13 protein-coding genes are annotated in these 13961 nt (G+C 61.1%); all 13 read right to left on the reverse strand.

The window, feature by feature from the left end:
* Position 1: 1 nt before the first annotated feature.
* The 13 genes from pgaB to ATI02_RS14650 all read right to left on the reverse strand — a co-directional run bounded on the left by pgaB (position 2) and on the right by ATI02_RS14650 (position 13875).
* A complete protein-coding gene (gene pgaB / locus ATI02_RS14590) occupies positions 2-1999 on the reverse strand; it encodes a poly-beta-1,6-N-acetyl-D-glucosamine N-deacetylase PgaB (RefSeq protein ID WP_100846632.1) in 1998 nt (665 codons plus the stop codon).
* A gap of 12 nt (positions 2000-2011) precedes the next feature.
* Positions 2012-4492: a poly-beta-1,6 N-acetyl-D-glucosamine export porin PgaA gene (gene pgaA, locus ATI02_RS14595; protein ID WP_100846633.1), complete on the reverse strand. Its 2481-nt coding sequence runs from the start codon at positions 4490-4492 to the stop codon at positions 2012-2014.
* A 254-nt stretch (positions 4493-4746) separates the two neighbouring features.
* Complete coding sequence (locus ATI02_RS14600; RefSeq protein WP_100846634.1) at positions 4747-6252, reverse strand: YdgA family protein; 1506 nt, start codon at positions 6250-6252, stop codon at positions 4747-4749.
* Between the two features lie 292 nt (positions 6253-6544).
* Positions 6545-7180 (reverse strand): NADH:ubiquinone oxidoreductase subunit N, encoded by a 636-nt coding sequence (locus ATI02_RS14605; RefSeq protein ID WP_095190386.1) that lies wholly within the window; start codon positions 7178-7180, stop codon positions 6545-6547.
* 93 nt (positions 7181-7273) lie between these two features.
* Positions 7274-8716: an efflux transporter outer membrane subunit gene (locus tag ATI02_RS14610; RefSeq protein WP_100846635.1), complete on the reverse strand. Its 1443-nt coding sequence runs from the start codon at positions 8714-8716 to the stop codon at positions 7274-7276.
* Positions 8713-9600 (reverse strand): efflux RND transporter periplasmic adaptor subunit, encoded by an 888-nt coding sequence (locus ATI02_RS14615; protein ID WP_095190384.1) that lies wholly within the window; start codon positions 9598-9600, stop codon positions 8713-8715. The genes ATI02_RS14610 and ATI02_RS14615 overlap by 4 nt, the downstream gene beginning before the upstream one ends.
* Complete coding sequence (locus tag ATI02_RS14620) at positions 9597-9806, reverse strand: DUF1656 domain-containing protein (RefSeq protein WP_027611129.1); 210 nt, start codon at positions 9804-9806, stop codon at positions 9597-9599. The genes ATI02_RS14615 and ATI02_RS14620 overlap by 4 nt, the downstream gene beginning before the upstream one ends.
* The gene (locus tag ATI02_RS14625) at positions 9803-11866 is read right to left on the reverse strand and encodes an FUSC family protein (protein WP_100846636.1); all 2064 of its coding nucleotides are present in this window, start codon (positions 11864-11866) and stop codon (positions 9803-9805) included. The genes ATI02_RS14620 and ATI02_RS14625 overlap by 4 nt, the downstream gene beginning before the upstream one ends.
* The gene (locus ATI02_RS14630) at positions 11863-12291 is read right to left on the reverse strand and encodes a MarR family winged helix-turn-helix transcriptional regulator (protein ID WP_095190382.1); all 429 of its coding nucleotides are present in this window, start codon (positions 12289-12291) and stop codon (positions 11863-11865) included. The genes ATI02_RS14625 and ATI02_RS14630 overlap by 4 nt, the downstream gene beginning before the upstream one ends.
* Positions 12292-12434: 143 nt before the next feature.
* Positions 12435-12716, reverse strand: a complete 282-nt coding sequence (locus tag ATI02_RS14635) for a type II toxin-antitoxin system RelE family toxin (protein WP_095190381.1) — start codon at positions 12714-12716, stop codon at positions 12435-12437.
* A complete protein-coding gene (locus ATI02_RS14640) occupies positions 12706-12951 on the reverse strand; it encodes a type II toxin-antitoxin system Phd/YefM family antitoxin (RefSeq protein ID WP_100846637.1) in 246 nt (81 codons plus the stop codon). Before ATI02_RS14640 ends, ATI02_RS14635 begins: the two co-directional genes overlap by 11 nt.
* A 90-nt stretch (positions 12952-13041) precedes the next feature.
* On the reverse strand, positions 13042-13287 hold the full coding sequence (locus ATI02_RS14645; RefSeq protein WP_100846638.1) for a DUF2789 domain-containing protein: 246 nt from the start codon (positions 13285-13287) through the stop codon (positions 13042-13044).
* Positions 13288-13413: 126 nt separating this feature from the next.
* Complete coding sequence (locus tag ATI02_RS14650; protein WP_100846639.1) at positions 13414-13875, reverse strand: aminoacyl-tRNA deacylase; 462 nt, start codon at positions 13873-13875, stop codon at positions 13414-13416.
* Positions 13876-13961: the final 86 nt, after the last annotated feature.

Here is a 13961-nt window from a genome sequence, read left to right on the forward strand (position 1 = left end):
GTCATGGGTTCCATTTATTGGAGAGCGCAGGCCGAACGGTTTTCAGGTCCGGCAAGTTGTCGAGAAAGTTGTCCGGGTAGTAACCAAAACTGGTCGCGCCCTGACGCTTGAGGCGACCCATCCAGTCGGCCAGATGCGCGCCATCGATGTCGGCCTGATCCTTTTTCGTCCAGTCACGGGCCTGCAATTCGAACACGGTGCGATTCAGGGCTCCGGGGCGTTTGCTGACGGTTTGCACCAGCGTTTCCAGCCATGGACCGGACTGTTCCTGCGTCTGTTTTTCCATCAGTGGCATGGCCATCGGCGCCGTCCAGTCATAGGTGGCGAGGAAGTCGTCGAGGTTCTGTGCGTACCATTCTTCGCTGTGTGGATTGAGCATCGGCTCGGCGAAGATGTTGCGCGCGGTCTGCACCTGCGGGCCACGAATGGCGCGGACTTTGGCAGTGAGCTCGTTGGTGAAATCGATCAGGTAGCGGCTCTTGAACCGCGTCCAGCGCTGCATCGCCGCCGGGTCATCACGCAGTGCCGCGATCGAAGCCGGCATGCCGTTGGCGGCGTATACCTTCAGGGCTTGCGGGCCGGCATCTTCGAAGTCCGAGAGCACTGCATCATCGTGGTAAAGGATGCCGTCGACCGAGGTCAGGCGCGCCACGTCTTCGTAGATTTCGCCGATGATCCGCCGGACTTCCGGATCGAACGGCGACAGCCGTTTGTACTGATCAGGAGCGACCGAGGTGATACCGGTTTCCGGGTCCCAGCGGGTGACGCGCGGCAGCTTCGAGTCGAGGCCGAAACTCAGCACCGGCATCCACGCAAAGACTTTCACATGAGCACGGGTGCGCAGTTGCCAGGCGACGCGGTCGAAAATATCCGCACGGACCGGTAAGTGACGGTTGGGGAAGTACAGCGAGTGCACCAGGCCGTCGCCCTTCGGATCGGCGAAGGCTTGCAGGAATACGGTGTTGGCGCCCATGTCAGCCATGCGCTGCACCAGTTTGCCGAGGTTGATGTCCTGCTGCGCCGGGTCCGGGTCGTAAACATTGTCCAGATCGACATGCACCACGCGCATGGCGAAATCCGCCTGCGCCGACACAATGCTGTTGGCGAAATGCGTGCCGTCAGGATCGGAGGCGACGAGGAAGCGCGGGCTGCTCATCAGGTTGTCGAGGGCATCGAGACCGTCGTCGAGGGTCAGGGCCATTTCGTAGCCCTCCTCGCCCACCACGGTCAGCGAAGTGCCGTCCGCCGCCCCGTACGGCCAGACCCAGACCCGCGGTTTGTAACCGGTGGCTTTGCGGATTTTTTCCGAGATGTTGTTTACGTCGGTGCGAATCCGCGCCTGGAAATCGGCCTCGGATTCATAGCGTTTGCTGACCGGATCGTAACGGCGGGTCGCGGCGGCGGGCTGCAGGTTGCCCTGCGGGTTGGCAAGAATGCCTTTGTGGTTGGCATCGGTGTGGGCGGCGATTTCCACCAGTCCAGACTTGGAGATCTCGCGCACCTGATCCCAGGTCAGGAAGTCGGAGCGCGCACGTGGCGCACCGGCAAAATCCACCGGCTGATTCAGCGGCGTATCGACCCAAGTGCCAACCGGCGCCAGCAGCGCGTGCCAGTTATAAGCGCGCAGCACCGGCAGCACACGGGTGTAGAAACTCGAATAGCCATCGTCGAAGCTGAGCAGAATCGCCTTCGCTGGCAGCTCCGGGCCACCCTTGCGCGCGGCCATGATCTGATCGACCGTCACCGGTTTGTAGCCGTTTTCCCGCAGCCAGGCGAGCTGCTCGATCATGCGCTCGGTGCGCACCGCCACCACGGCCTGATCGGGGTCGCGATCCTCGACATCGTGATAGGCGATGCCCAACACATGGTTTTTCGGCCACGGTTTTTCGCTGGCCGCCACCGGGCGCTCGGACGGAGGGGCGAAGGCTGGGGCTTGCTGGGCGCAGGCGCTGACCAGCAGCGCTCCCAGCAGAAGGATGAAACGCGAAATAAAGGGCATCTTCAAACTCTTCTAGAAGCGGAAAGTGAGGTCGACGAGCAAACGCAGATCGGTCTCCCGATCACCGTCGTAGGGCCGGTTGATCACACTGAGCAAACCGCCCACCTCGAATACGTCGTTCCAGGCATAACGCTGGCCGTAGCCGAGCAACGCCATGCCGCCGGTACCGTGATCACGCTGGCTGTACGTTCCCGCACCGGCCTGGAACTGCTGGCTCCAGGACGTTTCGTAGCGGTGGTAAAGGACGTGATTGACGTTGACCAGTGGCATCACGCTGAAGTCCGACTTCGGATTGAAGTACGGCACGTCATCGGATTTGGAGTTGTGGCTGGTGCCGACTTCCAGCCCCGCGTCGACCTGCACGTTCGGCGCGCTGTAAACGCCCTCGCGACCGGTGAGCAAGGCTTCGACGCGATTGTTGCCGTCACTGAAGTGCGACGGACTCACCGACAGCCGCCACTCGCGGCTTTCGTTGGCGCGCCAGCGGATGAACCCGCTGCCGCCGTTGGCCTTGATGTCGCTGTTGAGCGCACGCAACGGCGTCTCGGCCGACAGGTATTCGAGGCTGCCGCCGTACTGCCAGTGGTCGTTGATGTCGCGGGCGATCGCCAAACGTGCGCCCTGTTTGTCGCCGAAGCCGTAATTGTGATTGGACACTTCGGCTTCAAGCGTCATGTCACGAGTGCGACGCTCCAGACCGACACGCTGAAAACGGTGATGGCCGGTGCCTTCGGCGAAGTCGCCGGTGGCATATCCCGCGCCGGCGAACACGCGCCAGTCTTCATTGATCAGTGGACTGTACAGGGTGGTCTGGATACCGAAATCGCGGCTACCGCTAACCGCTCCGGCGTTACCACTGCCGCCGCCGTTGGCCTTGCCGCCGTAGGCTTCGACGCGCAATTCGGACATGTCATGGACTTCACGTTCGCGGGCCAGACGTTGCACCTGACGGTTGTCCGGATAGCGCGCCACCACGTCGTCGGTCAGCGCGTCCATCTGCCGCCATTCCTGCAGGTCCATGGCGGTGCGCGCCTGAGCGATTTCCAGACCCATGTCGCGCGGCGTCATGCTCTCGGTTTCCTTGAGCTGCATCTCGGCGCGACGCGGCCAGTTGCGAGCCAGGTACAGATCGGCCTGGGCCAGCCGCAAGCCGATGTTGCCCGGCGCCTGATCGACAAGCGTCTGCAAGCGCTCCTCGCCGTGGGGCAGGTCGGAACCGTAGGTGCCGGCCTGCGCCGCGAGTTGTTGCGCGTCCATCCATTCGTCATTGGGGTTGCCGATCGGCAAGCCCTTGAGTTCGATGCGTGGGCGCTGGGACTTGGCTGCGTCTTCGGCAACCTTGCGTGCCTCGTCGGCGCGGTCGCTTTCCAGCAGCGAGTAATACAGTGCAGTGGTGTCTTCGAGGCGATCACCGACATCGGCGTCCGGTGCCGCCAGCACCTGACGGTAGAGGTCAGTGGCGATTTCCGGCTGACGTTGATCGAGATAAGACGCCGCCACCCAACGCAAGGCGTAGGTCGGAATCTTCACGCCTTCGCCTTGCAGCTTCTGGTATTCGCTGATGACGTCGGCGGTGCGCGCGCGGGCCTTAAGCGCGCCCATGCGGTCGATGCGCCAGCGGATCACGTCGTCGTGAGCGCTGGCGTCGGGCGTCCAGGTCGCGAGCAATTTGTCGTAGTCGGCCAACGCGCGGTCGGCGATCACATAACGTTCTTTTTCGCTGCGGGTGGCGAGTTCGGCGAGGCGCACGCGCTCGGCGGCCAAGTCGCCTTCGAGGCGGCGCAAAGTGACCGGATCGATCAGGCCCGGACGCTGATTGGCCAAGCGCAGCGCCGGTTCCGGCAGACGCGCTTTTTGCAGGGCGACCACGTATTCGCGGGCGACTTCAGGTTTGCTCCCGGCGCGGATGAACGCCTGATCGTATTCGAACAGGGCGTCATATTGCTTGCCGGCACGGTTGAGCGCGTAGCCAAGTGCCAGACGACGGGAAGGATCATCGGGTTTGGCCGCCACCAGCGCTTTGGCCCGAGTGACTGCTTCGTCGGGCTTGCCGGCGTCAGCCTGAGTCAGGGCCAGGCCCAGTTGCAGGTCTGCGTTGTCCGGTTCCAGCGCCAAGGCCTTGTTGTAGACCTGGGTCGCCTGATCCCAACGCTTGAGGTTGCGGTACGCGCGAGCAGTGGCGGTCAGGGCCTGAATCGGCAGCACGCGGTCACGGCCCTGGGTTTCATAGACCTGCACCACTTCGGCGTCGAGCCCGGCCCAACTGGCGATTTGCAGGTGATCGCTGATCTGCCCGGTGGTGGCCTGAGCCGGCGGCACCTGGCGCAGCACAGTCAGCGCAGGCGTGGTTTGCCCGGCACGGGCATCCCGCACCATCTGATCGTAGGGTGTGTCGGCAAACGCCAAGGCTGGCCAAAGCAGTTGGCTGCACAGCGCGACTCGAAACAAAGGGCGTAAACCACGATGCAATACGGGAACATCAATACGCGGCATTCGTCAGCATCCTTACATGGCCAGCCGGGTCGCAATGCCCTCCTTGCCCATTCGTAACGGGGCCGAGCCAGGAACGCTCAGCCAAGCTTAGTCAGGCAGTCTTGCATGCAAGCGTGGGCCAGTATCGAGAACACAATAATTGTTCAGAATCGTGGTACCGGCTAAGCCGGGATGCCGAAAAGCCGAACGCCAGACAGCAAAACGCCCGGCGTCTGCGGGTGCAGAGGCCGGGCGTTTCTATTGAGAGCGCAGTATTACTGCACTTGCGTGACGCCCGCGAACTTGCTCATCAGGAAGCCGACGAACTGCTCGACGGTCATCTTCTGGCCGTTGAATTCCACCTGATTGGCGGCGTAATGCAGCTTGGTCACGACGTTGGTGCCTTCCACGGTCGCCAACTGCGAGCCGACAGCCATGCCGGAGAACATATCGGCCGCGCCGGTAGCCCCATCGACGATGGCTTTGGCATCGGTCTGACCATCGAGCTGCGCCTGCACGCTGAGCAGATCAATCAGCATCGGCTTGGACACGGTGATGTTGAGGTCGAGCAACGCGATCAGCTGTTTGCCCAGTTGATCCGGCGGCAGATCCATCGATTGCGGTTTGGTCAGGTCGACCACCAGATTGGCGCGGCTTTCACCGTTGGCGGTTTTCAGCGAGAGATTTTCCAGCGCCACTTGCGGGCCGGCGGCCAGCAGTTTTTGCAGATCGGCTTTGACCTGGGCCGATTCGGCTTCGGTGAGGTTCAGTTCCGGTGCCGGCAGGCCGGCGGCGGTGGCTTCGGCGGCGGCTTTTTCGTACGGCTGCAATTTGGTCTGGTAAATCTGCATCAGCGACATCGTCGACGGAATGTCAAGGTTCTTCAGGCTCATGGCCATGCTGGCCGAACCGATTTTCTTGTCGTTGAGGGTGACTTCACCCACCTGATAGTCAGCACGGCCGGACGCATTGCTGCCGTTCTCTTCGGTGAGGTTCTTCATTTCGAAGTTCTTCACGCCGAGCACCGATTGCTTGGTGCCGAAGGTGGTTTTGCTGTTGGTCAGTTCCAAGGTGTTGCTGCCGGTGTAGTAGCCGTAGCTGCTCTTGGCGAGGTTGCTGGCCACGGTCAGACCGTTGAGTTCGATCTGTACCGGCGCCTGATCTTCAGCCACGGTCACCAGTTTCAGGCTGTCCATGTAGCCGTCAGCCTTGACCTTTTGCGCCTGGGCGCTGGCGGAGATGTTCAGGGTCAGGCCGGAGAATTTCAGGCTCGACTGCTCATCCAGCGCGGTTTCCAGTGGCAGCAAGTCGACGGTGCTGGTGGTGGATTCGTCGTAACCGATGTTGGTCACGCCTTTGAGCGGCGCGGCACCCTTGGTGGCGGCGAACCATTTTTCGGTGGCCGGACTCTTTTCCAGCTCGTAGTTGCTGGTGGCCATGACCGGTAGCCATTTCAGCGACACCAGACGCGAGAAAGGCAGCGGGCCATGCTCGATATGGTCGACAAATAGCAGCTCGACCGGTGCATCGCCGAACATCTCGCCTTCACCTTTGAGGCGATAGTGCGCGGTGCTGGTGAAGGTGTGACGCTCCAGCGACACCAGCTCCAGCGACGCGGTGCCGTTGGAACCGGCCATCGCGGTTTGCAGCTCTTTATTGGCATTGCTGACGGCGTTGTTCAGTACGCCCTCGATCTTGGTCCCGGTGTACCAGGCCCCGCCTGCACTGATCGCGCCGATGGCAACAACAATTCCGAGAAGCACGCCTGCTGATTTATTCATGAATGACCTGATCGATTTCCGTGGCTGAATAGTTGGTCGTCTTCCCTGAACCCGTGACCGGGTTACGGCTCGACTCCGCTGAATTTAGCGGTGGAGATTAGCACCGGGCGCGGGAGACGGCCCAATGTTTAAAGGTGAAAGAGTGTCTATGGGGAGTGTGGACAGTCGACAGGCGGGAAGAGTTTCGGTGTTTTTCAGTCCGCCTTCGCGAGCAGGCTCGCTCCCACAAGGACAACACTGTACCTGTGGGAGCGAGCCTGCTCGCGAAGGGGCCAGATGATTCAGCCAAAAATCAGGAATACTGAACCTCGATCTCATCGAGTTGATGATCAAAGCTCTTCAGCCGCGCCGTCCAGGTATACACCAGCACTTCAAAGTCCCGATCGATCACCGCCCCGCCCGGCCCATCGGCGCGTGGATCGCAGAAATCCAGTTGATAGCGCTCACGGGCCATGGCCGTGGCGACATCGGACAATTCACGGGCATTGTTCAGCCATTGCCAGCTCTCGCTGTCGATTTGCTTGTCGAGTTCCAGGCATTGCTTCTTCAGCGCTTCGAGGCTTTTTTCCAGCGGCGTGCCGGTGAGTTCGCCCATGACTTCGGCGAAGGTGCGGCCGGGTTGCCAGTAGCTGCCCCAGAAATACCGGTCGAACACGGTTTCGACCTTGCGCAGGGCGACTTTGGTGTCCCAGATCAGCACCAGGGTTTTGCCTTGTTCGAGTTGTCGCTTCTTCACCCGCTGAACCTGCAGCGACGCCCAGGCCACCACCACGATTGCCATGACCGCGATCAGCGCGACGGCACTGTCGAGGAACACCATGGCCTTGTCGATCTGGTGGGCCAGCATGATGCCGTAGAAATAGGTGGCCGAGAGCAGCACCAGGGCTACGAGGGCGCACCAGAAGCCGAGAGCGTAAGGGTTTTTCATTATTGGTTTCCCCTAGACCAGCGCTAGCAATGTGCGCTGAAGGGGCGCTTTGCACGGGGCGCCCCTTCAACACTTCAAAGCATAGCTATGGCCTCAGGGTTTGCTCGGGCTTGAGGCTTGCGTTCGTCCGCTTTCCCAACCGCCGCCGAGGGCGAGGAACAAATCGATCTGGCTCATGGCGACTTGCGTGTTGGCGGCGGCCAGTTGCGCGGTGACATCGGTGTAAGTGCGGGTCGCTTGCAGGTCGGCGAGGAACGACTCGCGGCCGGCCTGGAAGAAGCGGTGCGTCTGGTCGGCGGCCAGTTTCGCCGACTGCTCGGCATCGGCCAGTGCATCACGGCGTTGCAGCAATGCGCTGTACTGGGCCAGCCCGGTCTGGGTTTCGCGGATGGCGTTGAGCACCACGCCGTCGAAATGCGCCAATGCGCCCTGGGTCGATGCTTCGGCTTCGCGGATGCGCGCGCGGGCGCCGTTGGTCGGCACTTTCCAGCTCAGCGACGGGCCGAAGCCCCAGCGGTTGGTCGATGGGTCACCCAAGTCATCGATGAGCCCGACGGTGCCGATGGTCGCGCCGATGCTGATGTCCGGGTACAACTCGCCAGTGGCAACGCCGATTCCGGCGGTCGAAGCAGCCAGTCGGCGCTCGGCCTGACGGATATCGGGACGGCGCTTGAGCAGCGCAGCGCCGTCACCGACCGGCACCAATTGGGCGATTTTCGGCAACTCGGCACAGGTCGCGGTGCCGGCCGGTAACTGATCGACCGGTTTGGCCAGCAACATCGACAAACGGAACAGCCCGGCCTGGCGCGCCGCTTCATAACGCGGCAGCTCGGCGCGCAGGGATTTGAATTGGGTTTGCGAGCGGGTGACCTGGGTTTCATCACCACGTCCGGCGTCGCGCAAACGCTGGATCAGCGTGGTGCTTTGCGATTGCAGATCGAGGGAGTGCTGGGTAATTTCCCGTTCTTCATTGGCCGCGCACACCTGGGTGTAGGCGCGAACCACGTCGGCCACCAAAGTGATGCGTGCGGTGTCAGCCGCCGCTTGAGTCGCATCGGCGTTAGCCTTCGCGCCTTCGATACCGCGTTGCAGAGTGCCCCACAAGTCGAACTGATAAGACGCGCTGATGCCAATGTCGCCGACGTTATCCACCGGCACTTTCTCGGGCAGCAAGAACGCCTGACCGGATTCCTGCAAACGCTGCGCGCCCATCTTCACGCCTGCGCTCCAGCCGCCCGCCGCTTCGGCTTCGTCGACTTGCGCGCGAGCGCGCGACAGGTTCGCGGCGGCTACACGCAGATCCGTGTTGGAGGCCATGGCCTGCTGCACCAGTTGATCCAGTCGCGGATCCTTGTACAACCGCCACCAGTCCGCCGGCACCGGCGCCGACACCACCGGTTTGCCGGCCACGGCCAGTTCGCCCTGAAAGTCCTTGCGCTGGATCGCCGCATCATCGGGCACCTGATAATCCGGCCCGACCATCTGACAGGCCGAGAGCAGTGCGCCCAGCCCGGCGATCACCAGGGCCTTGTTCATTGCGCAGGCTCCTGCTTTTGCTCATCAATGATCGACACCGTGGCGGTGCGGCCGGCAATCATGCGGAAGTCTGCCGGTACATCATCGAAAGCGATGCGCACCGGAATCCGCTGCGCCAGCCGTACCCAACTGAATGCCGGGTTGACGTTCGGCAGCAGATTGCTGCCGCTGCTGCGGTCGCGGTCTTCGATGCCGGCGACGATGCTTTCGACGTGCCCGCGCAACTTGGCGCGGTCGCCGATCACGCGGATATCCACCGACTGGCCGACATGAATGCCGTCGAGTTTGGTTTCTTCGAAATAACCATCGATGTGGAACGAGTTGCTGTCGACCACCGACAACACCGGGCGCCCGGCAGTGACGAATTCCTGAGGACGCGGCGCGCGGTCGTTGACGTAGCCGTCCACCGGGCTGCGGATGACCGAGCGGTCGAGGTTGAGTTGGGCGCTGTCCACCGTGACCATGGCTTCGGCCAGCGCCGATTGCGCACGGGCGACTTTCGATTGGCTTTCTTCCAACTGCTCAGCCGGCACCAGATTGCCCAGGCCACGGTTACGCTTGGCTTCGCGCTGCGCCTGGGCGAGGGTTTCTTCACGATCAGCGACGGCAGCCTTGGCTTGACGCAGGGCCAGTTTGAAACGGTCCTGGTCGATGCTGAACAGCACCTGACCACGCTTGATCAACTGGTTGTCCTTCACCTCGACCTGCTGGATCAGCCCGGACACGTCCGGGGCGATCTGGATGATGTCGGCACGAATGTGGCCGTCACGGGTCCACGGCGCGAACATGTAATACATCACCATGCGCCAGACGAGGACAACGGCAAAAGTCACGATCAGCAGGGTCAGTACCACGCGACCGATGGTCAAAAACGGTTTTTTCATGTCATCAGGTATCGACTGAGTGAGTCCACGCCGTACAGCAGCACGGCGTAGAGGGCCACGTTGAACAATGCCCGGTGCCAGACCAGACGGTAAAAGTGCAGACGTGTCAGCACGCCATGCACCAGCAAAAACAGCACATAAGTGATGCCCATCAACACCAGCAGGGTCGGCAGGAAAATGCCGCTGATGTCCAGATCACCGATCATAGGGGCGCTCCATCGGGCAGCGGTTCTTCGGGCTCGGCGCTGGAGACGAATTCGACGCCGGGCAGCAACGCCAGACGCAAGCCGCTCAAGGCGTGCAACAGGTGTAGACGGGTTTCTTCATCGCCATGGCCATTGAGCGCACGGCGGGTGCGGTCCATGGTCATCAACAAACCGCTCGGCGCCGGCAGGCGTTCACCGGCCTTGAGGCAAGCGCGGAAATATTCGCCGACTTCAACGACCACTTGCTGCAGCAGCGTCTTCGGCACGCCGGTCACGCGTGGGGTATAAGCCAGCAAATCGAGCAAGTTCAGGCCCACCCGCACTTCACGCATGGCGATGCCGGTGTCCTGGCCGGTCAGGGCCAATCGCGGCAAATGCTGCATCAGACGATCAAGCAACTGCACGCCCAGCTTGCGGTGTTCGGCGAGGTTGGCCGGTTCGGTCATGTCGACGATGTCCTTCCAACTGAACCGGGTCAGGCGCTTGGCCGCCAGTTCGGCACCGAACGGGCGCGCCACCAGCGTCCAGATGAACGCGAACAACAGCCCCATCGGCCCCGCCAGGTTGGAGTTCACGAAGGCGAAAAAGTCCGCGTCGTAGGCACCCTGAATGCTGATGAACGATGAGGTGTTGACCAGCGTCAGGAGCATGCCGAGGTAGAAGCGCGGCTGCACCGTCAGTGTGCCGACGCAGATAAACGGGATGGCAAACGCCAGAACCAGCATCGGGAAGTCGTGCAGGTTCGGCAGAATCAGAAACAGATAGAGGCTGGCGAACAGCACCGACATACCTGTCCAGAAAAAGAACCGGTAGATCTGCGGCGCCGGGTCGTCCATCGAGGCGAAGAAGCTGCACGCCACCGCCGCCAGAATCACCGCACTGCCGCCATCTGGCCAGCCGAGCAGAATCCACAGCACCGAGGCGACGATGATCGCCAGAATGGTTGAGGCCACCGAATACAGCATCAGCCCACGGTCGATAAACGGCGTCAGGCGACCGAGACGCCAGTGGCGGTAGACCGCGCGCCAGCTGTCCTGGCGTTCGCACAGAATCGCATCCTGCAGACTGCGGCAGTCTTGCCACAGATCGATGAACTCGCCGAGACGGTACAAGGCATTGGAGAACAGCAATTGCTTGCGATCCTCCAGCGCTTGCGCACTCGGTTGCAGGGCTTCGAGCTGATCTTTCAGGGCTTGCCAGCGGTCGAGATCGGCGTCTTTGTGGCCCAGCCATTCACGGGTCGCGGTCAGCAGCGGCGCGAATTTTTCCACCAGTTCCGGCGTGCGTCGTTCGAGGGCGTAGAGCGAATCCTCCAGCGCATCGATCACCGGCAGCAGGTGGATCATCCGTCCGCGCAGCTCCTTGGTATTGCGCACGGTTTGCGGCCGCGAGCCTTCGTGCGGCAACTGGCCAATCATCAATTCGAGGCTGTTGAAACTGGCGACCATGGCCATGCGCAGCGCGGTCACTTCTTCGGGCTGCACGTCGCGGCTGAGGAATTTCAGGCTGTAGCTCGAAGCGTCGGCGAACCATTTGCCCACGGCGTCGTTGAACACCGGCGCCAGGCGTCGCGGCCAGAACATCGCACCGACCACGGCGGCGACGGCGATGCCGAGGAAAATCTCTTCGGTGCGCGCTTCCGCGACGTCCCACACCGCCAGCGGGTTATCCACCACGGGCAAGGCAATCAGCGGCAGCGTGTAGCCGGCGAGCATCAACGCATAGCTGTTGGCGGTACGCAGGTGCAGGGACAGGAACAGCAAAATCCCCGTCCACAAGGCGATAACCACCACCAGCACATACGGGCTCTGGACAAACATCGGCACAAAAAACACCGCCGCCGCCGCACCGAGAAAGGTGCCAATGGCGCGGTACAAGGCTTTGGAGCTGGTCGGCCCGAGAAACGGGCTGGAGACGATGTACACCGTGGCCATCGCCCAATATGGACGCGGCATCTGCATGAGCATGGCGATGTACAGCGCGAGCATCGACGCGGCAAAAGTGCGGACCCCGTAGAACCAGTCCCGGGCCGGCGGAATGCCAGTGAAAAAACCGTTCAAGAATTGACCACCAACGGCGGATTGGCCGCCTCAAAAGCCCGGAGTACGCGAAGCGTAGCCTCCAGATCACTCTGATCTATCCCTTCGAGCACTTCGTGACGCAAGCGCACCAGTTCGATTTCCACCGCTTGCACCAGTTCCCGGCCGGTATCGGTCAGGCTCAGGCATTTGGCGCGACGATCCTGCGCATCTTCAGTGCGGCAGACGTAGCCCGAATGGCACAACTGATCGAGTAGCCGCACCAGCGACGGACTCTCCATCCCGGCCGCCTGCGCCACCTGCACCTGGCGCACGCCCTCGCCCAAGCGGCCGATCATCAACAGCGGCACGGCGCAGGCTTCGGAAATTCCGTAATTGACCAGTGTGGTCTGGCAGATCTTCCGCCAATGCCTGGCGGCCACCACCATGGCACTGCTGATGTTCATCTGGAGAGCGTCGAGGGAATCGGACACGGGAAAATGCACACTGTTAGTTTGCTAACTATCAATATCGCATTGGTGGGGAAATTCAGTCAAGTTTTGAAACAAATTGGCTGTTCGCCGAAAGGAAGGAACACGCCGGGGTGTACTCAGCGCTTTTTTGCATTCGCGTACACACTGCTGCGCTCGCGTTTTCCTACCGCGACTACAGAAACGACGACTCGCACATCGATTACTTGATAGACCAATCTGTAACCAGAGGCCTTGAGTTTGATTTTGTAACAGTCCGGCATGCCATGGAGTGCATCCGCTGACACTCTCGGTAGCGCCAATCTTTCCGCGAGCTTTTTCTTGAATTGATCCCGGAGCGTGTGACCCAGCTTGTTCCACTCTTTATGAGCAGATGGCAGAAATTCCAGCTTATAGGTCATCCAGGCTTACCGAAACGGGCGTTTCATGGCTGCGCGAACGAACAATTTCAGCCAGCTCCAAATCATCAAGCCGCTCCATCATCGCTTCGTAAACATCGGCAGGCACCATGTAGCCCATGACGCGATTATGGTTCAAAACAGCCACAGCTCCGCCATGTGCGCCGCTAAGCACTGCTGTAGGGTTTTTCTTTAACTCGGAAACACTGACGGCCATATCGGCCAGAACACTTTGCATAATAAAGACCTCAATTGAGGTCGCAATACTGGTCCATTTTTAGCGCATCGACAACCGTAAACAGTCAGGCGCCAAGCGGGTGCCTGTTGGCTACCCCGCCCGCCCTTTACGCAACAACACATCCAACTGATCCACAACCTCCGCCCAATCGGCATCATCGAGAATCTCATCGCGCAAAAAATCCGCTTGGCTCTTCGTCCAGAAAAACGCATCGGCCAGATGCAGTTCGGGTTTGAGCGGAGAGTGGGTGGCGATGAATTGGTCGATGCTGGTGGGGTCGCTGTCCAGGCCGAGTTGGTCGAACAGGGATGGCAGACTGTGGGTAGGATTTTCCATTGCGCGATTCCTTGGAAAGAGTGGTGTCTGGAAAATTATTCGCGAGCAGGCTCGCTCCCACAGATTGATGCGATCCCCTGTGGGAGCGAGCCTGCTCGCGATGGCCTCAGTGGCAGCGCCGCAAAATTAATGACTCAACTCACGCACCTCGGCGTGCGGCACCATTTTCAGAAACGCGAGCATGCTCATGTGCAGCAGGTAGCTATGGTTGCCAGCCTCCAGGTAGACATCTTTCTGCCGGGGCAGGAGCGGGTCGATGACCATGTCCAGGCCATAGCAATCCCCCAGCGGCGGCACGGCGCCGCGTTCGCAGTCGTCGAAGATGTGCGCCAGGTTACTTTCGCGGGTCAGTTGCCATTCGCCGCTGCTGCGCACTTTGCTCAAATCCAGGTGCCGACTGGCAGGTAGCACGGCCATCAGGTAATGCCCGTGGTGGTCGTCGAGGATCACCGATTTCGCCACCCGTTCGGCGGGAACCCCCGAAACCCGCGCGGTTTCAAGGCTGCTGGAAGAGTGTCGGTGAGCGACGATGTCATATTCGCAATGCGCCCGGGTCAGGCTGCTTTGCACTTTTTTGGCCATTCGCATGATGCACCTCGGTGTTGCGCTGAACGTTGTTGCCGTGTCTTTGATTCTAGTTCGGCACACCGCTGGCGCAGGGAAATCCGCCCGCT

This window comes from Pseudomonas baetica, assembly GCF_002813455.1.
Classification (GTDB): Bacteria; Pseudomonadota; Gammaproteobacteria; order Pseudomonadales; family Pseudomonadaceae; genus Aquipseudomonas; species Aquipseudomonas baetica.

Excerpts from the sequence above, each read along its gene's own strand:
- pgaB (WP_100846632.1), bottom strand. The coding sequence starts at position 1,999 with ATGCCCTTTATTTCGCGTTTCATCCTTCTGCTGGGAGCGCTGCTGGTC.
- pgaA (WP_100846633.1), bottom strand. The coding sequence starts at position 4,492 with ATGCCGCGTATTGATGTTCCCGTATTGCATCGTGGTTTACGCCCTTTG.
- ATI02_RS14600 (WP_100846634.1), bottom strand. The coding sequence starts at position 6,252 with ATGAATAAATCAGCAGGCGTGCTTCTCGGAATTGTTGTTGCCATCGGC.
- ATI02_RS14605 (WP_095190386.1), bottom strand. The coding sequence starts at position 7,180 with ATGAAAAACCCTTACGCTCTCGGCTTCTGGTGCGCCCTCGTAGCCCTG.
- ATI02_RS14610 (WP_100846635.1), bottom strand. The coding sequence starts at position 8,716 with ATGAACAAGGCCCTGGTGATCGCCGGGCTGGGCGCACTGCTCTCGGCC.
- ATI02_RS14615 (WP_095190384.1), bottom strand. The coding sequence starts at position 9,600 with ATGAAAAAACCGTTTTTGACCATCGGTCGCGTGGTACTGACCCTGCTG.
- ATI02_RS14620 (WP_027611129.1), bottom strand. The coding sequence starts at position 9,806 with ATGATCGGTGATCTGGACATCAGCGGCATTTTCCTGCCGACCCTGCTG.
- ATI02_RS14630 (WP_095190382.1), bottom strand. The coding sequence starts at position 12,291 with ATGAACATCAGCAGTGCCATGGTGGTGGCCGCCAGGCATTGGCGGAAG.
- ATI02_RS14635 (WP_095190381.1), bottom strand. The coding sequence starts at position 12,716 with ATGACCTATAAGCTGGAATTTCTGCCATCTGCTCATAAAGAGTGGAAC.
- ATI02_RS14640 (WP_100846637.1), bottom strand. The coding sequence starts at position 12,951 with ATGCAAAGTGTTCTGGCCGATATGGCCGTCAGTGTTTCCGAGTTAAAG.
- ATI02_RS14645 (WP_100846638.1), bottom strand. The coding sequence starts at position 13,287 with ATGGAAAATCCTACCCACAGTCTGCCATCCCTGTTCGACCAACTCGGC.
- ATI02_RS14650 (WP_100846639.1), bottom strand. The coding sequence starts at position 13,875 with ATGCGAATGGCCAAAAAAGTGCAAAGCAGCCTGACCCGGGCGCATTGC.